This is a genomic window from Bacillus sp. HY001, from assembly GCF_007558965.1.
GTDB lineage: Bacteria > Bacillota > Bacilli > Bacillales > Bacillaceae_G > Bacillus_A > Bacillus_A mobilis.
The window spans coordinates 20,627-46,147 of sequence record NZ_VLTE01000005.1 but is presented as its reverse complement, the minus strand read 5'-3'; the positions used below and the strand labels follow the sequence as shown (position 1 = coordinate 46,147).

Below are 25,521 nucleotides of genomic sequence, written 5' to 3'. Positions count from 1 at the left end.
CGCTCTCTTTTGACCACGCAGACCACATTGACCACAACTTGTACCACATTTATTATTTACTTTATGTCCATTTTGTCTAAAATATAAAATATAGCTAGACAAGAATACACGTTTTAACACATAATGGACACAATGCATCTTTAGAGGTGTAAAGAAAAAACATTGACAAATATAAAATGGCTAGCTATAATTTTGTTTGTTGCCTTGAGGTGATATGATATGAAATGGTCCATCCATCAATTGAATAAATTGAGAAATAAAGGATTGACATTGGATGAGATGGTAGATGTAAGTGAGCTACAAGAGGTCGAGAAAGATATTCGTGAAATTAATCCTGTTCATGTAACAGGAAGGGTTGATTTTGGCTCCGGTAAGTTTACGTTCCATCTACATATAACTGGAAGCATGGTTTTACCATGTTCTCGCTCTTTAGTAGATGTGACATTACCATTTGACATTAAAACAACTGAGGTGTTCCAAACTTCACAAGAAGAATTTGAAACTGAAGCTGAAATTCATTGTTTAGAAGGAGAAGTACTTGACTTACTGCCCGTAATCAAGGAAAATATACTTTTGGAGATTCCAATGCAAATTTTCAGTGATGATGTTTCTGGTGGAGCACCGATGCAAGGTCAAGACTGGCAAGTGATTTCGGAAGAAAACAAAGAAAAGACTGTTGATCCACGATTAGCAGGACTTGCAAAGTTTTTTGACAAATAATCGGAAGACTGGTTTAGGCCTTCATATGAAAATAACTATTTCTTTTAAGGAGGTGGGAAGAATGGCTGTACCTTTTAGAAGAACTTCTAAAACAGTAAAAAGAAAGCGTCGTACGCATTTCAAATTATCAGTACCTGGTATGGTAGAGTGCCCAAGCTGTGGTGAAGCGAAATTAGCTCACCGTGTATGTAAAGCATGCGGTACTTACAAAGGTAAAGAAGTAATCAGCAAGTAATTGCGGGAAATAAACGTAGAAGATATCTTCTACGTTTATTTTTTTTGTCTTATTCTTCATTTGTTGTATTCTATCTTTTCTAGTAACTGCATATGTTTAATAAAAAATGCATAGGGAGGACTAGAGAGATGGCGACAACAAGACAAGATGCTTGGACTGATGATGAAGATTTGCTTCTGGCAGAAGTAGTACTCCGGCATATTCAAGAAGGTGGAACGCAATTATCTGCCTTTAAAGAAGTGGGAAGACATTTATCTCGTACACCAGCAGCATGTGGATTTAGATGGAATTCTTACGTTAGGAAGCAATACAAAGAACGTATCGAAGAAGCAAAGCAACTACGTAAAGTAGAAAATTATGAAGTGAAAGAGACGAAGGTATTAGAGCCCACGTCAATTACTTTGAATGATGTTATTGATTTCTTGCAAAATTATAAAGATGAAAACTCCTTAATGGTGTTGCAACAGCAAATTGAATCGTTACAAACAGAGAGAGAGAGTCTTTTGGAGCGATTATCAGTATATGAGGAAGAATATAGAACATTGCTTGATTATATCGATCAAAAAAGAAGTGTAATGGTAGCAGAAAGAAATAGTGCTCGTTCGAATGGGAAGTTAGAAAAGTTAAAGAAATAAAAAAACAGCTGCTATGTAGCTGTTTTTTTTATTTCTTATGCAGACTCTTCATTTGTAACCGCATTCAAATTTGTTTCTGGTTTCCAAACATAAAAATCACCATCGGGTACTGATACAGGCTGGAAATTTAATTTATCCCAAAAACCAGCTGAATGAATACGTGCGATCGTTTTAATTGGGAACTGTAGCCCCTTCGCATAATTTACAAGCATTTCTCCGAATCCTTGTTTTTGGAAAGTTGGTAACACTTCAAGTTTATAGAGTTCTAGGTAAGTACCTGTAATTTCGAATGGTTCCCCGCCGTTCCTTTTCATATATAGACTCATACGTGCAATTAGTGATCCACCATAATAAATACCGTAATATGGAGATTCACTATCATTTTCAATAATATTTGCCTGTAATTCTTCTAACATGGATAGTTCTTGAGCTCCGCAACCTTTAAATTTTTTAAACTCGTCTAATGTTTTATAATTGATGAGCAAGCGCTCAACTTTTGGGAATCCCATAACATCACATCCTTTTCTTGTCTCGTTGAATGCAGAAAAGTAAAAATATTTATAATAATATTATAACTCATTTTTTTATTTTTATGAAGATTATAGTATATTTCTTTTATTATTTTTTTGAGGATTTGCTAAACTAAGAGTAGAAGTATATGAATAGGTAGTATATACATATTGAAGAAGAGGTTACATTTGTTTGTCAAAGAGCAATGAAATTGTAAACTGTATTCATGCAATTAAGGAAGATAAAGTGAAACTGTAATCGGTGGAATTTGTTCACCTGTAGTTAATTATGATTCCGCACCAATCAGGTTTTTACGGGATGAAAAGAGGGAGGGAAAAGGGACTTATGTATCGTGTTCATATGAGTTCCTTGTGTGAAAATGAAAATCGGAATTGTAGGACCAGGAGCTATTGGTCTATTGTATGCATTTTATTTACAAAAAAGTAAGCAAGATGTTACGTTGTTTACAAGGACAGCTAAACAGGCTGAGGAATTGAATGTAACGGGTGTAACTTGTATGAGGGAGGGGAAATGTGAAACGGTATTCCCGCCTGTTTTACCAATAGAAAGTATGCTAGATCAGAAGCTAGACTATATATTTATTGCTGTTAAGCAATATCATATAACTGACATACTGCCTTTTGTGCGAGGGGAATCCTCATTAATCTTTTTGCAAAATGGAATGTCGCATCTTCATGCTATGCAGCAAATCGGGAATGAAAATATTGCGGTTGGGATTGTAGAGCATGGTGCGAAAAAAGAAGAAAAACATATCGTTTATCATACAGGGATAGGTGTAACGAAGTTTGGAATCGTGCACGGCCAGTCTATGCAGTTTGAAAAAATATTTAATTGTTTTCCTTTTCCTCATTTTTCGATTCAAATAGAAGATGATTGGAAGAGTGTTATGCACAAAAAATTAGTAGTTAATGTATGTATTAATCCTTTGACAGCATTATTACAAGTTCAGAACGGAGAGTTGATTACGAACCCATTTTTTTATCGATTGATGGAACAAGTATTTCAGGAAGTCGTCTTTCTCGTTAAAGAAGAAAAAGAAATGGTATGGGAAATGGTACGCTGCGTATGTGAAAGAACGTCTCATAATACATCATCTATGCTGGCAGATGTCAGAGCGAATAGACAAACGGAAATTGGTGCGATTGTTGGATATGTGATAGAAGAAGCTAAGAAACAGCAACGATCTGTTCCAACACTTCAATTTTTGTTCAATGCAATAAAAGGATTAGAAGTAAAAGAATAAGTGTAATTCTTTGCTTTTACGTGCAACATTGACTACAATGTGGATTGGTGAGAGAACAGGATACGAAAGGAAGAATTATATGGAGATAAAAGAGATCTCTGTTCCGCAACAAGGTGTTGTAGCGGACTATATGAACGGTAAAAAAGAGATACAGTCGTGTTTTGACTATATGTTAACAGAAGATGCTTTTAAGCAGCGTGTACATGATTTGCGTGAGAGGGAGTTTTTCCGTCAAGATTTAGTAGCGCATTTATTAGAATATAATACAAAATTACAAGCGGGAGAAGCTACGATTCAAAATGTAAAAGCGCTTGGAGATGAAAATACATATGTTGTTATAGCTGGACAACAAGCTGGGTTATTAACTGGACCACTTTATACAATTCATAAAATTATTTCAGTTTTACAGCTTGCCAGAGAAAAGGAAGAAAGTTTAGGTGTTAAAGTTGTTCCTGTTTTCTGGATTGCTGGTGAAGACCATGATATGGATGAAATTAATCATACTTTTGTAACGAAGAATAAAAAAATAAAAAAGACTATTTTTCATGATCGTAATCCGAAAAAAGCGAGTGCTTCAGAGTCTGAGCTTTCTTTGGAAGACTGTAGAAAGTGGATTGAAGAAATTTTCAAAACATACCCTGAAACGAATTTTACAAAGGATGTATTGCAATTTATTGATGATTCTTTGGGGAAATCGAATACGTATGTAGATTTCTTTGGCCATCTTATTATGAAAATGTTCGTGAATTCTGGTTTAATTCTTGTCGATTCGCATCATCCTGAATTAAGAAAATTAGAAGTGCCGTTTTTCAAGCGAATTATAGGTAAGTATAAAGAAGTGCAAGAGGGGCTTCATAACCAACAGGAAGTAATTAAAGAATTAGGATATAAACCGATTATTGAAACAAAGTATAATGCAGTGCATATATTCATGGAAATTGATAACGAGCGAGTGTTACTTGAAGATAATCAAGGAAAGTTCGTTGGGAAGGATGGAGCGTATTCCTTTTCGTATGAGGAATTGATGGAAGAGATGGAGAGAAGCCCGGAACGCTTTAGTAATAATGTCGTAACGCGCCCTCTTATGCAAGAGTATGTATTTCCTACGCTCGCGTTTATTGGAGGGCCAGGGGAATTAGCTTACTGGAGTGAGTTACAACAAGTCTTCCATACTATCGGTTTCCGAATGCCACCTGTCGTTCCGCGTATTACAATCACTTATATAGAGAGGGATATTGCGACAGATTTACACGATTTACAATTGCAAGACAGTGATCCGTTTTTAAATAACGTGGATACGCTGCGTGAAAACTGGTTATCTAATCAAATAGAGGAACCGATAGATGATCGATTTGTAGAGGCGAAAAAAGAAATCATTGATATCCATACGTCATTGCAACAGTTTGTGAAGAAAATAGATCCTGGATTAAGTACGTTTGCAGGGAAAAATGAATTCAAAATTAATGAACAAATTGAACTGTTGGAAAGAATGTTGAAAAGAAATGTTGAGAAAAAACATGAAGTGCAGTTAAATAAATTCCGTCGCATACAATTTGCGCTTCGTCCATTAGGGGCGCCGCAAGAGCGTGTGTGGAATGTATGTTACTATTTAAATCAGTTCGGTTTGGATTTTGTTGATCGTGTAATGGAAAACCCGTTTTCTTGGGATGGAAAACATCATGTTATAAAACTATAGAATCTTGCTCTTAGGAGCAGGATTTTATTTTTGTTCCGTTGAATTTACTGTGAAGTGAAATTTTTCTGAATTATTCATTTAAAAACAATGGATATCGTAATTATGCAGGATACTTAAATATATGACAAAATAGCACAAAATGTAAACGTATTATTATCTTTTTCGACAGTTTTTTATTTAAATTCCCGCAAAAGATGATAAAATTTAGTATATAATAAAAGAAAATAGCGATTTGTATAGTATGCTGCCTTTGTAGGCAAGTTAAATGAGTCGTTCTTTCATAGTATTTCGTTCTCTAATCGTGAAATGTGCGTTTAGGGGAAGAGATGCATTCAACATAATTAATTGAAAAAAGAGTAGGTGCAACAATGTTTAAACACGTAACAGTGCTTTTAAAGGAAACAGTAGACGGCTTAGATATAAAGCCAGGTGGTACATATGTAGATTGTACACTGGGGGGAGGAGGACATAGTTCTTATTTATTATCCCAATTAACTGAAGGTGGAAAATTAATCGCGTTTGATCAAGATGAGATAGCGATTCAAAATGCGAAAGAAAAGTTTTCTTCATACGGTGAGCAGTTCATAACAGTAAAAAGTAATTTCCGTTATTTATCTGAAAAACTACAGGAATTAGGTATAACAGAAGTAGACGGTATTTTATTTGATTTAGGTGTTTCATCCCCGCAATTAGATACACCAGAGCGTGGCTTTAGTTATCATCATGATGCACCGTTAGATATGCGAATGGATCAAGATGCCCCCTTAACAGCATATGATGTTGTAAATAGCTGGTCATATGAGCAACTTGTAAGAATTTTCTTCCAGTATGGTGAAGAGAAATTTTCAAAACAAATAGCTAGGAAAATTGAAGCATATCGTGAGAATAAAGCTATTGAAACGACAGCGGAATTAGTAGAACTAATTAAAGAGGGTATTCCAGCTCCTGCTCGTAGAACGGGTGGACATCCTGCGAAGCGAGTGTTCCAAGCAATCCGTATTGCCGTAAATGATGAATTGAAAGTATTTGAAGAAGCGTTGGAATCTGCAATTGAGATGGTCAAGCCAGGCGGAAGAGTTAGTGTTATAACATTCCATTCTTTAGAAGACCGTATTTGTAAAACGACGTTTAAGCGAAATAGTACAACTCCACAATTGCCACCAGGATTACCAATTATTCCTGACGAATTTAAGCCGAAATTAAAGCTTATTACAAGAAAACCGATTTTACCTTCTGATATAGAGTTAGAAGAAAATAATCGAGCGCGTTCTGCGAAATTGAGAATCGCTGAAAAACGATAAAAAGGGGAGAGAGGTATGAGTAACTTAGCTGTAAAGTACAAACAACAAGCGCAAGAAGAGGTACAGATTCAAACGCCCCCACAGCAAATGGTTCAGCCAAAAGCTAAAGCGAAGATTACAAGAATCGAAAAACTGTTGTATGTAGCATTTATTGGCTTTTTATTGTATGCCTGTGTAGCGTTTATTGGAAATAAAGCAGGCCTTTATCAAGTTAATGTAGAAGCAGCGACGATAGAACAAAAAATTGTGCAGCAGCAAAAAGAGAATCAAGAGTTACAGGCTGAAGTAGAGAAGTTAAGTCGCTATGAACGAATCGCTGAAGTTGCAAAAAAACACGGGCTAGAAATTAATGCGAATAATGTGAAGGGCCTCAAATAAGGCAATAGGTGTGAAGGGAAAATGAAGAGAAATATGACTAAATTTCATACCAATAAGGGAGCAGGGTACTTTATGATTTTATTCCTCCTGCTCTTTTTGCTATTATTAGCCCGATTTTTCTACATACAAGCAACAGGAACAGTGCATAATCAAGATTTGGATAAACTCGCTCAGCAAAAACATAGTAAAGCAGGAGTTCTCGAAGCAAATCGAGGAACGATTTATGACCAAAATGGTCATGTATTAGCGCAAGATGCAAACTCTTATAAACTTGTAGCGGAATTAAAAGGTGCGAATCAGGTTAAGGATAAAGAGGATACTGCAAAGAAAATTGCGGGAGTACTCGGAAAAGATGAAGCGAAGATTTTAGATACGCTAAATAAAGAAGATAGAAGCCAAGTCGAATTTGGAACGCTAGGTAAAGATTTGACGAAAGAACAGAAGGAACAAATAGAAGCATTGAAATTGCCAGGCATATCCTTTATTACTGAAAATGCAAGAGTGTATCCAAACGGTGATTTTGCATCTTATGTTATAGGTCATGCTAAACCGAATGATAAGGGAACTTCGGTAGGACAATTTGGTTTAGAAAAAAGTTTAGATAAGTATTTAAGTGCTTCTAACGGAAAAGTAGCTTATACAGGCGATCGTAAAGGTGTGTCTCTTGACGGCGGGAAAGTGAATGTAGAGGCACCTAAAAACGGCGATAACGCGTATTTAACGATAGATCAACGTATTCAAAGTTATTTAGAAGATGCGATGAAAGCTGCGAGTAAGCATTATGAACCGGAAAGCTTAATAGGAATTGTTGCGGATCCAAAAACAGGGAAAATATTAGGGATGTCTAGTAAACCTAGTTATGATCCTAATAGCCGTCAAATTAAATATTTTTTCAATGACGCAATTGCAAATGCATTTGAACCTGGATCAACAATGAAAATTTTCACGCTAGCGGCAGCTATTAATGAAGGTGTGTATAAAGGACAGGATTATTATCAGTCTGGTACATATCCAGTCGGAAACCGAAAAATAAAAGATCATAACGGCGGCGCTGGATGGGGTTCTATCACATTTGATGAAGGGGTAGAGCGCTCTTCAAACGTAGCGTTTGCGATTTTAGGGGATCAAAAACTTGGTCCAGAACGTTTCCGAAAATATATTCATAGCTTTGGATTAGATGAAAAAACGAACATTGATTTACCTGGTGAAGGTTCAAATACAATTGTATTTGATCAGCAAATACAGCAAGTAACAACAGCATTTGGACAAGGTTCTACTGTCACACCAATTCAGCTTGTGCAAGCTGCAACTGCTATTGCAAATGATGGAAAAATGATGAAACCTTATACAGTTGATAAAATTGTAAATCCAATAACAGGGGAAGTAAAATTAGAACATAAGCCAGAAGAAGTGGGAAAACCTGTTACAAAAGAAACAGCAGCGCAAGTAAGGCAATTATTAGAACGTGTTGTTACATCGCCGAAAGGAACAGGAACTGCTTATAAAATCGATGGTTATTCGGTTGGTGGTAAAACAGGAACAGCGCAAATTCCGGATGGAAAAGGTGGCTATATGACAGGAAGAGAGAATTATATATTCTCGTTCTTAGGTATGGCACCTATGGATGATCCGCAACTTGTTGTATATGTAGCTGTTAAACAACCGAAATTGAAAGATGATGAGAGCGGCGCACAACCTTTAGCTGATATTTTTAAATATGTAACGAAGAATAGTTTAGAGTATTTAAAGATTAAGCCTAATGAAGTGAAAGATCCGAAGAAATATGTGAAAGAGCAGCAAACTGCTGTTCCAGATGTAACCGGAAAAACGATGGAAGAAGCGAAAAAATCTATTGATAAAGCAAAACTTCGTCCAATCGTATTAGGTGAAGGGAAAGTGCAGCAGCAAGTGCCGAAAGCGACTGAGCAAACATTGAAGGGTGACCGAGTCTTCTTAGTAGGAGATAAACCTACAATGCCAAATATACAAGGCTGGGCACTGCGTGATGTTATGAATTTAGCGAAAACATTAAAGCTTAACCTAAAACCTACTGGTACCGGATACGTAACTGAACAAAGTGTGGCAGAAGGAACATTGTTGCAACCTGGTACAGAGTTAGGTGTAACACTTGTACCGCCACTTGAACCACAACAAGAAGCAGAAAAACCGTAATGGTAAAAGAGAAGCAGTTCTAATTAAATAAGTACAAGCATATATTGGAACAAGCTAGGCGTAAGGGAGGCTTGTTCCAATATGCGTGTATCAAATGTAACGGTTAGAAAACGACTTATTTTTATACTCATATCAGGTATACTTATTTTCACTATCATCGATATTCGTCTTGGGTATGTGCAATTTTTTCTTGGTAATATGTTAACAGATCGTGCGAAGGATTCATGGAGTCGTAATATTACTTTTGAACCTGAACGTGGTAAAATTTTAGACCGAAATGGTGTGGAACTTGCTACGAATAAAAGTGCCCCAACTGTCTTTGTTGTACCGAGGCAAATTGAAAAACCAGCAGAGACTGCAGAGAAGTTAGCTGCAGTATTAGGTGTGGAAAAAGATGAGATTTATAAAAGAATTACAAAAAAAGAATCAATTGTAAGGTTAGATAAAGGCGGAAGGAAAATATCACATGATAAAGCGAAAGAGGTACGAGGTTTAAGTTTGAAAGGTGTTTATATCGCAGAGGACTCGATCCGGTACTATCCATTTGGCAACTTTTTATCACACGTATTAGGGTTTGCAGGTAGTGATAACCAAGGTCTTATGGGACTAGAAAAATATTATGATAAAGAGTTAAATGGTGATGACGGTCATGTGCGTTTTTTTGCAGATGCAAAAGGACAAAGGATGCCTAATGTTGGTGATGATTTCAAAAAACCAGAAGCTGGTTTGAATTTAGGTTTAACAATTGATGCACGTATTAATAGAATTATGGAAAGAGAAATGAATATTGCAGAGTCGACATATAATCCAGATGGTATGATTGCGATTGCAATGAATCCGAAAAATGGTGAAATTTTAGGTATGTCGAGTCGGCCGAGCTTTGATCCAGCAGATTTTCAAAGTGTTTCTCCAGAAGTGTATAATAGAAATTTACCAGTATGGAGTACGTATGAGCCTGGTTCAACATTTAAGATCATTACGTTAGCAGCAGCCTTGAATGAAAATTTAGTAGACTTAGAGAAAGATACGTTTTATGATGATGGAGCAGCTGAAGTGGGTGGAGCTAGATTGAAATGCTGGAAAGCAGGAGGCCATGGTAGCCAAACGTTTTTAGAAGTAGTTCAAAACTCATGTAACCCAGGATTTATTGAACTTGGTGATCGTCTTGGTAAAGACCGATTGTTTAAATATATTCGTAATTTCGGCTTTGGACAGAAAACCGGAATTGATTTGCAAGGTGAAGGTAGTGGGATTTTATTTAATTTAGATAAAGTCGGTCCAGTCGAGCAAGCGACAACTTCATTCGGTCAAGGTGTTTCTGTTACGCCAATTCAACAAGTAGCGGCAGTAGCAGCGGCTGTGAATGGTGGAACATTGTACCAGCCGTATATAGCTAAGGAATTTATAGATCCGAAGAACAATCAAGTTGTAAGCAAAAAGACACCTGTGGAAAAAAGAAAAGTTATTTCCAAGGAAACTTCAGAAAAAGTTCGGTATGCATTAGAGAATGTTGTAGCAAAGGGATCTGGTAAAGGTGCTTTCATTGATGGGTATCGTGTAGGTGGAAAAACAGGTACGGCTCAAAAAGTGAAAGATGGTAAATATTTAGAGAATAATTATATAGTATCTTTTATCGGTTTTGCTCCAGCGGATGATCCGGAAATCGTTGTCTATGTTGCTGTTGATAATCCGAAAGGTGTAACGCAATTTGGTGGAGTGGTAGCAGCGCCAATTGTTGGGAATATTCTTCGTGATGCACTTCCTGTTATGGGCGTGAAACCGAGAACAGAACAAGTAGAGAGAGAATATAAATGGGGCGATATACCAACTGTGGAAGTTCCGAATTTAATTGGTATGAAAAAGAAAGATTTACAGACGCAACTCGTCGATTTGAAGCTTGATATAAGCGGAGACGGAGATAAAGTTATTAAACAATCCCCAGAAGCAGGAGCTAAAGTGAAAGAGGGCTCAAAAATTAGAATTTACTTCGGGAATTAAAGGTAACCTAGTACGTTTTATGGTACAATTGGTGGAAGTGAGTTCTTTATAGAAGAGTTACTTAATTTGAGACCGTAAGAGTTTCAATTATAAATAAGTCTATTTATTAGACACAGTAGCACTTACCTCCTATTTTACATATTTAGGAGGTAACGTGTTGCTTATTAAAAAAGAGATAAATACACAATGTAGAGAGGGTTTAGTGAAATGAAGTTGCATACACTTGTATCATGTTTGCATGATTTTCCAGTTGTTCCAAAAGAAAATCCAGAAATCACATCTATAGAAGCTGATTCACGTAAAGTGAAAGAGGGAAGCTTATTTATATGTATGAAAGGATATACGGTTGATAGCCATGATTTTGCTAAGCAAGCAGCGGCACAAGGAGCGGCTGCTATTGTTGCGGAAAGACCAATTGATGTTGACGTTCCAGTTGTACTTGTGAAAAACACTTTTCGTTCGTTAGCGATTTTAGCTGATTATTTTTATGGTCAACCAACACACAAGTTACATTTAATCGGAATTACAGGTACAAATGGAAAGACAACAACATCGCATATTATGGATGAGATTATGCGCGCACATGGTCATAAAACGGGGTTAATTGGAACGATTAATATGAAAATCGGTGATGAAACATTTGAGGTGAAAAATACAACACCAGATGCACTAACACTTCAACAGACATTTTCAAAAATGGTTGAGCACGGTGTAGATAGTACAGTAATGGAAGTTTCGTCACATGCTTTAGATCTTGGTCGTGTACACGGATGTGATTACGATGTAGCGGTGTTTACAAATTTAACACAGGATCATTTAGACTATCATAAAACGATGGAAGAATATAAACATGCAAAAGGGTTGCTATTTGCACAACTTGGCAATAGTTATAATCATAATCGTGAAAAGTACGCGGTACTGAATAACGATGATGCTGTAACTCCGGAATATATGAGAAGTACTGCGGCGACTGTTGTAACGTATGGAATTGATACAACAAGTGATATTATGGCCAAAGATATCGTTATGACGAGTGGTGGAACTACATTTACGCTTGTCACACCGTATGAAAGTGTAAATGTTACGATGAAATTGATTGGGAAATTTAATGTATATAACGTATTAGCGGCAACAGCGGCAGGACTTGTTTCTGGTGTAAGTTTAGAAACGGTTATTGATGTAATCAAGCAACTAGCTGGAGTTCCGGGACGTTTTGAAGTAGTTGATGGTGGACAAAATTATACAGTTATTGTTGATTATGCACATACACCAGATAGCTTAGAGAATGTATTAAAAACAGCAAAACAGTTTGCAAAAGGCGATGTATATTGTATCGTCGGTTGTGGCGGAGATAGAGATCGAACAAAAAGACCAATCATGGCAAGTGTTGCAACAAAATATGCAACTCACGCAATTTACACTTCAGATAACCCAAGAAGTGAAGAGCCGGGGGCTATTTTAGATGATATGGTGCAGGGTGCAAATGGGAATAATTATGAAGTAATTATTGATAGAAAAGAAGCGATATACCATGCAATTGCTAACGCGAAAGCTGAAGATATCATCATTATTGCTGGTAAGGGTCATGAAACGTATCAAATTATTGGTAAAGATGTTCATCATTTTGACGATCGTGAAGTCGCTAAAGAAGCAATTACAGAGCGTTTAAACAACGAAGAGTAACAACGTGAGAGGAGGACTACATGTGCTTGAGCAAGGTTTATTAGTAACGGCTGGGGTAGCATTCTTAATTTCTGTTGCCCTTTCGCCATTGTTTATTCCATTTTTAAGGAAATTAAAGTTCGGACAGAGTATTCGTGATGAGGGACCAAAGTCACATCAAAAAAAATCAGGGACACCGACAATGGGTGGTATTGTCATATACGTATCTATGATGGTAACTTCACTTATTATGGCAATTAAATTTAATCATTTAGGTGCAGAGGTTTCGTTATTATTATTAGTGACTTTTGGCTACGGATTAATTGGATTTTTAGATGACTACATAAAGGTAGTTAAGAAGAGAAATCTTGGTTTAACATCAAAACAAAAACTAGTAGGTCAGCTTGTTATTGCTATTGCGTTCTTTTTAATTGGAAAAGGGCAAGCGTTCCACACATACATCATGATTCCGGGAACAGACGTTAAGTTTGAACTAGGTTGGGCGTATTTTGTACTTGTATTATTTATGCTTATTGGTGGATCAAATGCAGTTAACTTAACTGACGGTTTAGATGGTTTATTATCAGGAACAGCTGCTATTGCATTTGGAGCGTTTAGTATTATTGCAGTCGCACAAGAGCAATTTGGAGTAGCTATATTCTGTATGGCAGTTGTAGGAGCTGTACTTGGATTTTTAGTATTCAATGCAAATCCAGCGAAAGTGTTTATGGGAGATACAGGTTCTTTAGCTTTAGGTGGAGCCATTGCAGCTGTAGCGATTTTATTAAAACAAGAATTACTACTTGTAATCATTGGTGGAGTATTCGTAATGGAAACTTTATCTGTTATTATTCAGGTCATTTCTTTTAAAACAACAGGAAAACGTGTCTTTAAAATGAGTCCATTACACCATCATTATGAATTATGTGGTTGGTCAGAGTGGCGTGTTGTTGTGACGTTTTGGTCTGTAGGATTTTTATTAGCTGTGTTAGGAATTTATATCGGGGTGTGGATGTAATTGAAAACTGTAACTGAATTTCAAAATAAAAATATTCTTGTATTAGGCATTGCAAAAAGTGGTTATGCAGCAGCGACGCTGTTACAAAAATTAGGGGCAAATGTTATTGTAAATGACGGAAAGCCTTTAGCGGATAATGTACTTGCTGCAGAATTACAAGCAAAAGGAATGGACGTTGTATGCGGTGGTCATCCTTTAGAATTGTTAGAGAGAAATATTTCTCTTGTAGTAAAAAATCCAGGAATCCCGTATTCTAATCCAATATTAGTAGCTGCGAAAGAAAAGCAAATTCCGATTGTTACGGAAGTGGAATTAGCATATCGTATTTCAGAAGCTCCATTTGTTGGGATTACGGGGTCTAACGGTAAAACGACGACGACAATGCTTACATTTGAAATGCTAAAAGAAGGACAAAAGCATCCTGTAATTGCAGGGAACATTGGAACTGTAGCGTGTGAAGTAGCACAGGATGCAAAAGAAAATGAAGTTGTAGTTACAGAACTTTCATCTTTCCAATTGATGGGAGTAGAATTGTTCCAACCTAAAATTGCTGCGTTTTTAAATTTATTTGAGGCCCACTTAGATTATCACGGGACGAAGAAGGAATATGGTTTAGCAAAAGCAAATATCTTTAAAAACCAAACAGAAAATGATTATAGTGTAATAAATGCAGATGATGCAGATGTGATGGCTTTATCTGCTTATAGTAAAGGGCAAAAAGTACTATTCTCGACAACGAAAGAAATTGAAGATGGTGCGTGTATAAAAGAGAATGCTCTTTATTTTAAAGGTGAAAAAGTTGTTGAAGTAGGCGATATCGTTTTACCTGGTCAACATAATTTAGAAAATATTTTAGCAGCGATGAGTATCGCAAAATTATTGGGTGTTTCTAATGAAGCGATTACGGCGGTGTTAAAACGTTTTACAGGTGTAAAACATCGTTTAGAATATGTAACAACTATTAACAATCGTAAGGTTTATAATGACTCAAAAGCAACGAATATGTTAGCGACTGAGAAAGCTTTATCTGCGTTTACACAACCGATTGTGTTATTAGCAGGTGGGCTTGATCGTGGAAATGAATTCGATGATTTAATTCCGTATTTCAAAAATGTAAAAGCAATTGTGACATTTGGACAAACAGCTCCAAAATTAGTAAGAGCTGCAGAAAAAGCGGGATTAGATACAATTGAAAGTGTCGATACTTTAGATGAAGCTGTAGTGAAAGCTTATGCTCATTCTACAGAGGGCGATGTAATCCTTCTTTCTCCAGCATGTGCAAGCTGGGATCAATTTAAAACATTTGAAGAAAGAGGAGACATTTTTATACAAGCTGTGCATAAACTTATATAAAGTAAATCAAAACATCAGTAGGCTAACACCTACTGATGTTTTGTTACATAGGCAAAAGTTTCTGCCTAAAGAGGTGGTGTTTATGGGTAATGAAGAAAACGCCTGATTTTATTCTCATCATCGTTACACTTGCGTTGTTAACAATCGGAATGATTATGGTGTATAGTGCGAGTGCGGTTTGGGCCTCTTATAAAATGGGGGATTCATTCTTTTTTGCAAAAAGGCAATTACTATTTGCAAGTCTAGGTGTAGTGGCTATGTTTTTTATTATGAAGATTGATTATTGGGTGTGGCGTACGTATTCAAAAGTAATTTTGCTAGTTTGCTTCATTCTTCTTATTCTTGTTCTTATTCCTGGAGTAGGACTTGTTCGAGGAGGAGCGCGAAGTTGGATTGGAATCGGGGCATTTTCCATTCAACCGTCAGAATTTATGAAGTTTGCGATGATTATTTTTTTAGCGAAGTTTTTAGCGGAACGACAAAAATTAATTACCTCTTTTAAACGTGGCTTACTACCAGCACTAGGTTTTGTATTTCTTGCTTTTGGAATGATTATGTTACAGCCAGATCTTGGGACAGGAACGGTAATGGTTGGGACATGTATCATCATGATATTTGTCTCGGGAGCAAGGGTATTTCACTTTGCAATGTTTGGTTTGCTTGGTGTAGCAGGATTTGTAGGGCTAATTGCATCAGCACCGTATCGGATGAAACGTATTACATCATATTTAGATCCGTGGTCAGATCCGCTTGGAAGTGGATTTCAAATTATTCAATCGTTACTCGCAATTGGACCTGGTGGATTATTCGGGCTCGGACTTGGACAAAGTAGACAAAAGTTTCTTTATTTACCTGAACCACAAACAGACTTTATATTTGCAATCTTATCTGAGGAATTAGGTTTTATTGGTGGTTCATTTGTGTTATTATTATTTAGTCTGTTATTATGGCGTGGGATTCGTATAGCTTTAGGAGCGCCAGATTTATATGGTACGTTTTTAGCAGTAGGTATTGTGGCGATGATTGCGATTCAAGTAATGATTAATGTTGGTGTTGTAACAGGATTGATGCCTGTTACGGGTATTACTTTGCCGTTTTTAAGTTATGGTGGATCAAGTTTGACATTAATGTTAATGGCAGTAGGTGTATTATTAAATATAAGTCGCCATTCTCGCTACTAAACCCTGTTTTATAAGACAGGGTTTTTCGTATGTGCACGAAGAAACATGATGTATATAGAAATAAATACGACTGAAATCAGAAAAGAGAAGCGGAGGAGTTAGTAGTGCGTGTATTAGTAAGTGGTGGGGGCACTGGAGGTCATATTTATCCGGCTCTTGCTTTAATAAGAGAAATAAAAAAATTAAATCCGGAAGCAAGGTTTTTATATATTGGTACGGAGAGTGGATTAGAGAGCACAATCGTTCCAAAAGCAGGTATACCGTTTCAATCTATTGTTATAAGTGGATTTAAGCGTAAAATATCGTTAGATAATGTGAAAACGGTGATGCGTTTCCTAAAGGGTGTACAAGATAGTAAACGATATATTCGTCGTTTTAATCCGGATATTGTGATTGGAACGGGTGGATATGTATGTGGACCAGTTGTATATGCTGCGGCAAAATTAGGTATTCCAACTATTGTACATGAACAAAATAGTGTACCTGGTGTAACGAATAAATTTTTAAGCCGCTATGTTGATAAAGTTGCAGTTTGTTTTGAAGCGGCTGCAGAACATTTTCCACAGTCAAAAGTGGTAATGACAGGAAATCCACGAGCATCAGAAGTAATGGATCAGAATGGAATGAAAGGAAAACGTTCCGTAGGTTTATCTCTTCCTAAAAAGTCCGTACTTATTTTTGGTGGAAGCCGTGGGGCTAGACCAATTAACGATGCTTTCGTTGAGGCAATTGAACAGTTTGGAAATAAAAGTTACGAAATATTGTATGTAACCGGTGAAGTTCATTATGATAAAGTGATGGAAGCTGTGAAGCAAAAAGGGAATCCGAATAATGTTATTATTAAACCTTTCATTCATAATATGCCAGAGGTACTTACAGGTGTAGACCTTGTTGTTTCAAGAGCGGGGGCAACAACACTTGCAGAATTAACAGCGCTAGGTAAGCCAAGTGTGTTAATTCCGAGTCCTTACGTAACAAATAACCATCAGGAAAAAAATGCGCGTTCTGTTGTCGATAAAGGAGCAGCAAAAATGTTACTTGAAAAAGATTTAACAGCAGAAACGCTTATTCGTGATATTGATGAAATTTTATTAGATGCACAAACATTACAAAATATGAAGCTGGCTGCGGCACAATTAGGTATTCCAGATGCAGCAAATAAGCTGTATGAAGTAATGAATAAGCTTGTAAAAAAATAACGTTAGGTGAACGCCCTGCATACTACTGTAATAAGGATAATTAGTATGGGGGAGATTGTTTATGGAGCAATTAGTAAATGAGCTTATAGAAGCAAATGTTGGTCGCGTGTTAGTGAATGAAGCGTTAGCGCGTTATACCACTATGAAAATAGGTGGACCAGCTGATATTTTAATTGTGCCAAAGCATGTTGCCGGTATTGAAAAAACGTTGCAGTTAGTAAAAAAATATAAAACAAAGTGGACAGTAATTGGTCGCGGTTCGAACCTTCTTGTATCTGATCTAGGTATAGAAGGTGTCGTTATTCGTTTAGGAGAAGGATTAGACCACTTAGAAGTCGAAAAACATAGAGTAAGAGTTGGTGGTGGGTATCCCCTTATTAAATTATCAACTTTACTTAGTCGTCAAGGGTTATCCGGTCTGGAATTTGCCAGTGGTATTCCAGGAAGTGTTGGTGGTGCAGTGTATATGAATGCAGGAGCACATCAATCGGATATATCAAACATATTATCAAAAGCTCTTATTTTGTTTGAAAACGGAACAATTGATTGGTTAACGCATGAAGAAATGGGGTTTTCCTATCGTACTTCTGTATTGCAAACGAAACGTCCTGGTATTGTTTTGGAAGCTGAGTTTCAATTGCAGGTAGGAGAGCGTGAAGGAATCGTAAGCGTCATGCAAAAGAATAAAGACTACCGCCGTGAAACACAGCCGTGGAATCATCCTTGTGCAGGAAGTATATTTCGGAACCCAATTCCATACTTTGCAGGAAACTTAATAGAAAAGGCGGGGCTTCGTGGTTATCAAATAGGCGGAGCTCAAATTTCTGAAATGCATGGGAATTTTATTATTAATACTGGGGGAGCCAGTGCGCAAGATGTCTTATCTTTAATTGCATTCATAAAACAAACAATCAAGGATAAATTTGGCGTAGAAATGCATACAGAAGTAGAAATCATTGGAAGATAACGGTTATTCGTTCCGCTCATTATCATTTATGTTATAATAAGAAGATAAGAACGGCATGAGGAACATGCCGTTCTTTATGTTACGTAGGGGGATCGTACATGAAAAATAGTAAAGTGATTAAACTACAGGATCGTGTACCAAAGTTAAAAAATCAACAGAAGAAAAACAAGAAAAATGTTAATCATCGGTTGATTTTATACATATCAATTTTATTTTTATTAGTGCTCTTTTTAATTTACTTTCGGTCTCCACTAAGCAATATCAAAAAGATAAGTGTGTTTGGAAATCATTATATGACAGATGAACAAGTGATGAAGGAATCAGGTGTGACGTATGATACAAGTTATTTCCGAGTGACAGCACATAAAGCAGAGGAAAACCTAACGAAACGAAAAGAAATTAAAGCGGTAAATGTAAAAAAACGTTTTCCAAATAAAATTGATGTTCATATTGAAGAATATTTAACGATTGGTTATATAAACAAAGATGGGAAATTACAACCGTTATTAGAGAACGGGAAAACACTCGATGTACTTCCGAACGGAAAACTCCCTGTTGCAGCGCCAATTTTTGAACCTTTTAAAGAGGAGAAAATGAAGGAGTTAATTGCTGAGCTTGAAAAATTAACACCAACTATTTTAAGATCTATTTCTGAGATTCGTTATTCACCGACGAATGCGAATGAAGATCATCTTACTTTATATATGAACGAAGGATACGAAGTGAGCACTACGATTCAAAATTTCGCAAAGCGTATGGAAGCTTATCCGCTTATCCTAAAAACAATTGAGCCGGGTAAAAAGGTATTAATTGACTTAGAAGTAGGGGCATATACGAAAGAATTAGGAGCGGAAGAAAAAAAAGAATAGAAAGATAGTTTTCACTACGTCATGGTAGAAAAAACGAAACGAATGTTCTGCTTGATGCATCTGAATTTACAAGAATGGTTCATTTGATGAAAAAGATGTAAAAATTCTTAGATTCATACTAGGATTGGTACAAGTTTCACTTTTCTATGAGTACATCTTAGTGTAGACTTATACTTGGCGGTAATCTTTACACTTGAAATAGAATTATTTCAAGATAAGCAGTTATTCACAGTTTACTGCGATATTCTTAAATGAATGTTAAATAAAAATAAGAAAAATATAGGGTTAAAAAAGGGAAACGTATAAAGACGTTGAATATTTTTCTTATAAATAGTAAAGTTGCGATTGTTGTTCCATATATTGAGTTGTATGGTATAAATAAAGAAGGAGGTGCCAAAGAATGAACAGCAATGAAATATATGTTAGTCTTGACATCGGTACATCCAATGTTAAAGTCATCATTGGTGAAATGGTTAATGACAGCTTAAACATTATTGGTGTTGGAAATGTAAAATCAAATGGTTTAAAGAAGGGATCGATAGTTGATATAGACGAGACTGTTCGATCAATTAAAAAAGCAATTGAACAAGCTGAGCGCATGGTGGGAATCCACATTGAGCAAGTTGTAGTAGGTGTCAATGCAAACCAGGTACAGCTACTTCCTTGTCATGGAGTAGTCGCTGTTTCAAATGAAGATCGTGAAATCGGGAATGAAGATGTCTTACGCGTTCTAGATGCAGCACAAGTTGTGTCAATTGCTCCAGAACGTGAGTTTATTGATGTGGTACCTCGACAGTTCATTGTAGACGGTCTTGACGAGATTAACGATCCACGCGGGATGATCGGTGTAAGATTAGAAATGGAAGGTACACTTATAACAGGCTCGAGAACTTTACTACATAACCTACTTCGTTGTGTAGAAAAAGCAGGTCTTGAAATAGTTGATATTTGTCTTCAACCTTTAGCGGCTGCAACAGTTGCTATATCTTCAGATGAAAAACATAGAGGAGTAGCCCTTGTTGATATGGGGGGAGGATCTACAACTTTATCTATTTTTAAAGATGGAGAGTTACAAGCGACGAGCGTATTACCGTTAGGTGGAGACCATATAACGAAGGATATTGCGATTGGGTTGAAAACTTCAACAGAAAATGCAGATCAAATTAAGTTGAAATATGGACATGCTTTTTATGATACAGCATCTGAAGAAGAGATGTTTACGGTTCCTATTATGGGAAGCGATCAAACAGAACAATATTCTCAGTTGGAATTATCGGATATAATAGAGGCTCGTGTAGAGGAAATTTTAATGTTTGTTCAAGATGAAGTGCGTAAGTTAGGAGTAAAGCAAGTAGCTTCTGGTTATGTACTAACTGGTGGAATTGCTTCTATGCCTGGTGTTCTTGATCTTGCATATGATATTTTACATGAAAATGTTCGTATAGCGACTCCTGATTATATTGGTGTGCGTGAGCCCCAATATACAAGTGGAGTAGGATTAATTAAACATTCTTATCAAAAAGCTAAATTACGTGGAAAAAATGTGCAGGAAAAGCAAGAACATTTTGAACCAGTACCAGCACCAGCACCAACGCCGGTACAACAGCAACCTGCGAAACAAAAAACTCGTAATCAAAACAATAATAATCAAAATGATGACCGTATGATGTCAAAAGTAAAACGTGTATTCCGTTATTTATGGGATTAAAATTGGACACGAAAAATGAGGTTCTAGGGGGATTTCGACATGTTAGAGTTTGATACTACTCAAGATCAATTAGCGAATATAAAAGTTATCGGTGTCGGCGGTGGCGGAAACAATGCTGTAAACCGTATGATTGAACACGGTGTACAAGGTGTAGACTTTATCGCTGTGAATACTGATGCACAAGCATTAAATCTATCAAAAGCTGAAACAAAAATGCAAATTGGTGGAAAATTAACACGTGGACTTGGTGCAGGTGCAAACCCTGAAGTAGGGAAAAAAGCTGCAGAAGAAAGTAAAGAACAGATCCAAGAAGCACTTCGTGGTGCAGATATGGTCTTCGTAACTGCTGGTATGGGCGGCGGAACTGGAACTGGTGCAGCTCCAGTTGTTGCCCAAGTTGCAAAAGAATTAGGTGCATTAACAGTTGGTGTTGTAACACGTCCATTTACATTTGAAGGACGCAAGCGTGCAACACAAGCAGCATCTGGTATTGCGGCATTTAAAGAAAATGTAGATACACTTATTGTAATTCCAAATGATCGCTTATTAGAGATTGTTGATAAAAATACGCCGATGTTAGAAGCATTCCGTGAAGCAGATAACGTATTACGTCAAGGTGTTCAAGGTATTTCTGATTTAATTGCAACACCAGGTTTAATTAACTTAGACTTCGCAGACGTAAAGACAATTATGTCTAATAGAGGTTCTGCTTTAATGGGTATTGGTTCTGGTAATGGAGAAAATCGTGCTGCTGAAGCTGCGAAAAAAGCGATTTCTAGTCCATTATTAGAAACATCTATTGATGGAGCTCAAGGTGTTATCATGAACATTACGGGTGGAGCTAACTTAAGCTTATATGAAGTACAAGAAGCGGCAGACATTGTAGCTTCAGCTTCAGATCCAGAAGTAAATATGATCTTCGGTTCTGTTATTAATGAAGGATTAAAAGATGATATCGTTGTAACTGTAATTGCAACTGGTTTTGATGATAGTGCTGCGACGCAGCCACCAAAACCAATTATCCGTCCGACTGCGAATCACACGCAACAACAGCAACAGCAAGTAGCTCAACCTTCAAAACAACGTGAAGTTAAGCGTGAAATGAAACGTGAAGAGCCGGTTGTGCATGAGCGTCATACAGATTCAGATGACATCGATATTCCAGCATTCTTACGTAACCGTCGTAGACGATAAAAGAAAAGGAGCTTTCATGCTCCTTTTTTGTTTTATAAAGGAAAAAGATCTGCTAAGCAGGTCTTTTTTTATTTTATATATTTCGATTTATCCAGCTGTTTTTCGGGCAGTAAGCCCCCAACCTGAAAATTCGGCGAAAGCAAACAAGTATAGTATTCTATGAAACATATACTTTTATTTTTTACCGACAGATTCTGTCTAGAAAGCACAAAATAACAAAAAAACACCTCCGCAAATTGACACACTTTCCTATTGGATATGCATTATACTAGTCTCAACTCAAAAAAAGAGGTGAATTGTTTGGTTGTTTACGCCGACGTTGTTTGGTTGCTAAACGCCTGCATTGATTTTCTTTTACTTTTATTAACAGCTACCGTGTTAAAAAAGAAGATCAAAAGATGGAGGCTTGTGTTAGGGGCATTTATAGGTTCAACCATTGTTATTTTTGCCTTTACTCCTTTTGCTTCTATGATGACACATCCAATTATGAAACTACTGTACTCGTTACTAATTGTGTATACAGCATTTGGGTTTACAACGTTTAGAAATTATGCACAAACTGTTTTTACTTTTTACTTTGTAACCTTTATGGTTGGCGGAGGGTTAATTGGCACTCATTTCTTTTTGCAAACGAATGAAATGGTAAATGGATTGGTTCAATCTCAATCCATTTCTTATGGTGATCCAATTAGCTGGTTGTTTGTCGTTTTTGGTTTTCCAGTAATTTATTATTTTTCTAAAAAGCGTATTGAAAGCGTAGAGGTTACAAAAATACACTATGATCAAATTGTGAAATTGAAAATTCAATTAGCTGAAGAGGAACTAGAACTTGCAGGTTTAATTGATAGTGGGAACCAACTTTACGACCCGTTAACAAAAACACCCGTTATGATTATGCATATTTCATCATTAGAACATTGCTTGCCAGCGTGGTTAACAGAACAAATTTATTCCAAAACAGAGATTCCTCAAATACCAGAGAATGATTCTGGGTGGGCGACAAAATTACGATTAATTCCTTTCCGAGCAGTAGGAGTAGAGAGTCAATTTTTATGGGCCGTTAAGCCAGACAGTGTGCAAATTGATTATGAAGGTAGTTCTATTGTAGTCAACAAAGTATTGATTGGATTAAATACACAACAGTTGTCAACCAATGGAGAGTATCAATGTATTGTGCATCCGAAAATGTTAATTTCGCAAAAAGTAGTAATTGCTTAATAATGGGAGGCGGGATAATATGATGAAATTAAAATTTTATTTAGTATACCTTTGGTATAAAGTATTGTTGAAATTAGGAATTAAGACCGATGAAATTTATTATATTGGTGGAAGTGAAGCGTTGCCACCACCGTTAACGAAAGAAGAAGAGGAAGTTCTTTTGAATAAATTGCCAAAAGGAGATCAGGCAGCAAGGTCGTTACTGATTGAACGAAACTTACGGCTAGTTGTATATATAGCAAGAAAGTTTGAAAATACAGGGATAAATATTGAAGATTTGATTAGTATTGGAACAATCGGCCTTATTAAAGCGGTTAATACATTTAATCCAGAAAAGAAAATAAAATTAGCAACGTATGCCTCACGTTGTATAGAAAATGAAATTTTAATGCATTTGCGCCGAAATAATAAAAACCGATCAGAAGTCTCTTTTGATGAACCGCTTAACATCGATTGGGACGGGAATGAACTTTTATTATCGGATGTATTAGGTACAGACGATGATATTATTACAAAAGATTTAGAAGCTACTGTAGACCGTCATCTTCTAATGAAAGCATTGCATCAATTAAATGATCGTGAAAAACAAATTATGGAACTCCGGTTTGGGCTTGCTGGCGAAGAGGAAAAGACGCAAAAAGATGTGGCAGATATGCTTGGGATTTCACAGTCATACATTTCGCGTTTAGAAAAAAGAATCATAAAAAGATTACGAAAAGAATTTAATAAAATGGTGTAAAGAAGAAGACCAGCCGTTATCTAGGCTGGTCTTCTTCTCTTTCGTTGTATGGGAAGAGACAACGAAAATGAAAAATGAAGAGAAAACCGCATGCATAAAATCCCCTCCAAAGGAAATACTTTACACTGTACAGCAACTCCCGATAGGAGGGAACACTTTGACGAGAAACAAAGTAGAAATTTGCGGTGTTGATACAGCTAAACTTCCCGTACTAAAAAATGATGAAATGCGTAAATTATTTCGTGAAATGCAAAGTGGAGAGATAAGCGCAAGAGAGAAATTAGTGAATGGAAACTTACGTCTTGTACTGAGCGTCATCCAAAGATTTAATAACAGAGGAGAATATGTTGACGATTTATTTCAAGTTGGTTGTATCGGACTTATGAAATCCATTGATAATTTTGATTTAGGCCAAAATGTAAAATTTTCAACGTATGCTGTGCCGATGATTATTGGGGAAATACGCAGATATTTGCGTGATAACAATCCGATTCGCGTATCTCGATCATTAAGAGATATTGCGTATAAAGCGTTACAAGTAAGAGAGAAATTGATTGCAGAAAATTCAAAAGAACCAACAGCAATGGATATTGCAAAAGTGCTTGAAGTGACTCATGAAGAAATTGTTTTTGCTTTAGATGCGATTCAAGATCCAGTTTCATTATTTGAGCCGATTTATAACGATGGGGGAGATCCTATTTTTGTTATGGATCAGTTAAGTGATGAAAAACAAAAGGACGAGCAGTGGGTTGAAGAGTTAGCATTGAAAGAAGGAATGAAGCGTTTAAATGATCGTGAGAAAATGATTATTCGAAAACGTTTCTTCCAAGGAAAAACACAAATGGAAGTCGCAGAAGAAATTGGGATTTCTCAAGCGCAAGTGTCACGTTTAGAGAAATCGGCTATTAAACAAATGAATAAGACGATTCAAGGATAAGGTTTCACCATTTATGGTGAAACCTTTTTATATGTAATATAGTTTGTCTTCGCTCATAGTAGGGAAGTTGTGTTCATATAATGAAAATCATATGGGGTTAGTAGAGGTGCTTCCTGTAAATTTGAGAAACGGTGTTTTTTCAATTCGTCATATATAAGGGAGAGGATGAAAGTGATAAGAATTTCGGAGTTGCAGATGAAAGAGATAATAAATGTTTCAGATGGAAAAAGGCTTGGAAATATTGGAGATATCGAAATTGATATAAACACAGGGAAGATCGGGTCTATTATTATTTCCAAACAGGCACGCATGTTAGGGATTTTTGGGAAAGATGTAGAAATTGTAATTCCTTGGAAGGAAATTGTGAAAATTGGGGAAGATGTCATACTTGTTAGAGTAAATCCGGTTAATTCTGTAACAGAATCAATACAAACACCGACAATTTCATAAAGAATATTACAAATTCCTCTTTTTTTTCTGTTGGGATTATGAAAAAATAAAAGTATGGTAAAATAGACAGGAAGTACCATGCTTTTTTATGTTATTTTAATTAAAAAGGGGTCGCTT

General features: G+C 36.4%; 23 protein-coding genes. 22 read left to right on the top strand and 1 reads right to left on the bottom strand.

Annotated features, from left to right (window positions below):
* Positions 1–219: 219 nt before the first annotated feature.
* The 3 genes from FOT98_RS02740 (at position 220) to FOT98_RS02730 (ending at position 1,590) form a co-directional block, all read left to right on the top strand.
* The gene (locus FOT98_RS02740) at positions 220–720 is read left to right on the top strand and encodes a YceD family protein (RefSeq protein WP_061678255.1); all 501 of its coding nucleotides are present in this window, start codon (positions 220–222) and stop codon (positions 718–720) included.
* A 61-nt stretch (positions 721–781) separates the two neighbouring features.
* Positions 782–955, top strand: a complete 174-nt coding sequence (gene rpmF, locus FOT98_RS02735; RefSeq protein ID WP_001984764.1) for a 50S ribosomal protein L32 — start codon at positions 782–784, stop codon at positions 953–955.
* A gap of 128 nt (positions 956–1,083) precedes the next feature.
* On the top strand, positions 1,084–1,590 hold the full coding sequence (locus tag FOT98_RS02730) for an RsfA family transcriptional regulator (protein WP_061678254.1): 507 nt from the start codon (positions 1,084–1,086) through the stop codon (positions 1,588–1,590).
* 35 nt (positions 1,591–1,625) lie between these two features.
* On the opposite strand, the gene FOT98_RS02725 is transcribed toward FOT98_RS02730, so the two are convergent.
* Positions 1,626–2,099 (bottom strand): N-acetyltransferase, encoded by a 474-nt coding sequence (locus tag FOT98_RS02725; RefSeq protein ID WP_061678253.1) that lies wholly within the window; start codon positions 2,097–2,099, stop codon positions 1,626–1,628.
* A gap of 374 nt (positions 2,100–2,473) precedes the next feature.
* On the opposite strand from FOT98_RS02725, the gene panE reads away from it, so the two are divergent.
* The 19 genes from panE to FOT98_RS02630 all read left to right on the top strand — a co-directional run bounded on the left by panE (position 2,474) and on the right by FOT98_RS02630 (position 25,404).
* A complete protein-coding gene (panE, locus tag FOT98_RS02720) occupies positions 2,474–3,364 on the top strand; it encodes a 2-dehydropantoate 2-reductase (protein WP_080467529.1) in 891 nt (296 codons plus the stop codon).
* A gap of 79 nt (positions 3,365–3,443) precedes the next feature.
* On the top strand, positions 3,444–5,060 hold the full coding sequence (gene bshC, locus FOT98_RS02715) for a bacillithiol biosynthesis cysteine-adding enzyme BshC (protein ID WP_061678252.1): 1,617 nt from the start codon (positions 3,444–3,446) through the stop codon (positions 5,058–5,060).
* 368 nt (positions 5,061–5,428) lie between these two features.
* Positions 5,429–6,361 (top strand): 16S rRNA (cytosine(1402)-N(4))-methyltransferase RsmH, encoded by a 933-nt coding sequence (gene rsmH / locus FOT98_RS02710; protein WP_061678251.1) that lies wholly within the window; start codon positions 5,429–5,431, stop codon positions 6,359–6,361.
* A 15-nt stretch (positions 6,362–6,376) separates the two neighbouring features.
* The gene (gene ftsL, locus FOT98_RS02705; RefSeq protein WP_000067081.1) at positions 6,377–6,739 is read left to right on the top strand and encodes a cell division protein FtsL; all 363 of its coding nucleotides are present in this window, start codon (positions 6,377–6,379) and stop codon (positions 6,737–6,739) included.
* A gap of 21 nt (positions 6,740–6,760) precedes the next feature.
* Complete coding sequence (locus FOT98_RS02700; protein ID WP_080467528.1) at positions 6,761–8,911, top strand: penicillin-binding protein; 2,151 nt, start codon at positions 6,761–6,763, stop codon at positions 8,909–8,911.
* A gap of 81 nt (positions 8,912–8,992) precedes the next feature.
* The gene (locus FOT98_RS02695; protein WP_061678249.1) at positions 8,993–10,909 is read left to right on the top strand and encodes a stage V sporulation protein D; all 1,917 of its coding nucleotides are present in this window, start codon (positions 8,993–8,995) and stop codon (positions 10,907–10,909) included.
* A gap of 207 nt (positions 10,910–11,116) precedes the next feature.
* Positions 11,117–12,592 (top strand): UDP-N-acetylmuramoyl-L-alanyl-D-glutamate--2,6-diaminopimelate ligase, encoded by a 1,476-nt coding sequence (gene murE, locus FOT98_RS02690; protein ID WP_061678248.1) that lies wholly within the window; start codon positions 11,117–11,119, stop codon positions 12,590–12,592.
* A 22-nt stretch (positions 12,593–12,614) separates the two neighbouring features.
* A complete protein-coding gene (gene mraY, locus FOT98_RS02685) occupies positions 12,615–13,589 on the top strand; it encodes a phospho-N-acetylmuramoyl-pentapeptide-transferase (RefSeq protein ID WP_000893058.1) in 975 nt (324 codons plus the stop codon).
* Positions 13,590–14,942, top strand: a complete 1,353-nt coding sequence (gene murD, locus FOT98_RS02680; RefSeq protein WP_144290926.1) for a UDP-N-acetylmuramoyl-L-alanine--D-glutamate ligase — start codon at positions 13,590–13,592, stop codon at positions 14,940–14,942.
* 89 nt (positions 14,943–15,031) lie between these two features.
* Positions 15,032–16,123, top strand: coding sequence for a stage V sporulation protein E (spoVE, locus tag FOT98_RS02675; protein WP_000753515.1), 1,092 nt, complete (start codon positions 15,032–15,034; stop codon positions 16,121–16,123).
* A 104-nt stretch (positions 16,124–16,227) separates the two neighbouring features.
* Positions 16,228–17,322, top strand: a complete 1,095-nt coding sequence (gene murG, locus FOT98_RS02670; protein WP_061678246.1) for an undecaprenyldiphospho-muramoylpentapeptide beta-N-acetylglucosaminyltransferase — start codon at positions 16,228–16,230, stop codon at positions 17,320–17,322.
* A 61-nt stretch (positions 17,323–17,383) separates the two neighbouring features.
* Positions 17,384–18,289: a UDP-N-acetylmuramate dehydrogenase gene (gene murB, locus FOT98_RS02665; RefSeq protein ID WP_061678245.1), complete on the top strand. Its 906-nt coding sequence runs from the start codon at positions 17,384–17,386 to the stop codon at positions 18,287–18,289.
* Between the two features lie 98 nt (positions 18,290–18,387).
* A complete protein-coding gene (gene divIB / locus FOT98_RS02660; RefSeq protein ID WP_000798232.1) occupies positions 18,388–19,158 on the top strand; it encodes a cell division protein DivIB in 771 nt (256 codons plus the stop codon).
* A 400-nt stretch (positions 19,159–19,558) separates the two neighbouring features.
* Positions 19,559–20,866 carry a cell division protein FtsA gene (gene ftsA / locus FOT98_RS02655; RefSeq protein WP_001087544.1) on the top strand — a complete coding sequence of 436 codons (1,308 nt, stop codon included), beginning with the start codon at positions 19,559–19,561 and terminating at the stop codon, positions 20,864–20,866.
* Positions 20,867–20,905: 39 nt separating this feature from the next.
* Complete coding sequence (gene ftsZ / locus FOT98_RS02650; protein ID WP_000888981.1) at positions 20,906–22,060, top strand: cell division protein FtsZ; 1,155 nt, start codon at positions 20,906–20,908, stop codon at positions 22,058–22,060.
* A gap of 300 nt (positions 22,061–22,360) precedes the next feature.
* Positions 22,361–23,278 (top strand): sigma-E processing peptidase SpoIIGA, encoded by a 918-nt coding sequence (gene spoIIGA / locus FOT98_RS02645; RefSeq protein WP_063260451.1) that lies wholly within the window; start codon positions 22,361–22,363, stop codon positions 23,276–23,278.
* Between the two features lie 19 nt (positions 23,279–23,297).
* Entirely contained in the window at positions 23,298–24,017 is a 720-nt protein-coding gene (gene sigE, locus FOT98_RS02640; RefSeq protein WP_000976947.1) for an RNA polymerase sporulation sigma factor SigE, read from the top strand.
* A 157-nt stretch (positions 24,018–24,174) separates the two neighbouring features.
* A complete protein-coding gene (gene sigG / locus FOT98_RS02635; protein WP_000197753.1) occupies positions 24,175–24,954 on the top strand; it encodes an RNA polymerase sporulation sigma factor SigG in 780 nt (259 codons plus the stop codon).
* Between the two features lie 165 nt (positions 24,955–25,119).
* Positions 25,120–25,404: a YlmC/YmxH family sporulation protein gene (locus FOT98_RS02630; protein ID WP_033665236.1), complete on the top strand. Its 285-nt coding sequence runs from the start codon at positions 25,120–25,122 to the stop codon at positions 25,402–25,404.
* The last annotated feature ends 117 nt before the right edge of the window (positions 25,405–25,521 follow it).

Coding starts and splice junctions, on each gene's coding strand:
- FOT98_RS02740 (WP_061678255.1), top strand. CDS start 220: ATGAAATGGTCCATCCATCAATTGAATAAATTGAGAAATAAAGGATTG.
- rpmF (WP_001984764.1), top strand. CDS start 782: ATGGCTGTACCTTTTAGAAGAACTTCTAAAACAGTAAAAAGAAAGCGT.
- FOT98_RS02730 (WP_061678254.1), top strand. CDS start 1,084: ATGGCGACAACAAGACAAGATGCTTGGACTGATGATGAAGATTTGCTT.
- FOT98_RS02725 (WP_061678253.1), bottom strand. CDS start 2,099: ATGGGATTCCCAAAAGTTGAGCGCTTGCTCATCAATTATAAAACATTA.
- bshC (WP_061678252.1), top strand. CDS start 3,444: ATGGAGATAAAAGAGATCTCTGTTCCGCAACAAGGTGTTGTAGCGGAC.
- rsmH (WP_061678251.1), top strand. CDS start 5,429: ATGTTTAAACACGTAACAGTGCTTTTAAAGGAAACAGTAGACGGCTTA.
- ftsL (WP_000067081.1), top strand. CDS start 6,377: ATGAGTAACTTAGCTGTAAAGTACAAACAACAAGCGCAAGAAGAGGTA.
- FOT98_RS02700 (WP_080467528.1), top strand. CDS start 6,761: ATGAAGAGAAATATGACTAAATTTCATACCAATAAGGGAGCAGGGTAC.
- FOT98_RS02695 (WP_061678249.1), top strand. CDS start 8,993: ATGCGTGTATCAAATGTAACGGTTAGAAAACGACTTATTTTTATACTC.
- murE (WP_061678248.1), top strand. CDS start 11,117: ATGAAGTTGCATACACTTGTATCATGTTTGCATGATTTTCCAGTTGTT.
- spoVE (WP_000753515.1), top strand. CDS start 15,032: ATGAAGAAAACGCCTGATTTTATTCTCATCATCGTTACACTTGCGTTG.
- murB (WP_061678245.1), top strand. CDS start 17,384: ATGGAGCAATTAGTAAATGAGCTTATAGAAGCAAATGTTGGTCGCGTG.
- divIB (WP_000798232.1), top strand. CDS start 18,388: ATGAAAAATAGTAAAGTGATTAAACTACAGGATCGTGTACCAAAGTTA.
- ftsA (WP_001087544.1), top strand. CDS start 19,559: ATGAACAGCAATGAAATATATGTTAGTCTTGACATCGGTACATCCAAT.
- ftsZ (WP_000888981.1), top strand. CDS start 20,906: ATGTTAGAGTTTGATACTACTCAAGATCAATTAGCGAATATAAAAGTT.
- sigE (WP_000976947.1), top strand. CDS start 23,298: ATGATGAAATTAAAATTTTATTTAGTATACCTTTGGTATAAAGTATTG.
- FOT98_RS02630 (WP_033665236.1), top strand. CDS start 25,120: ATGAAAGTGATAAGAATTTCGGAGTTGCAGATGAAAGAGATAATAAAT.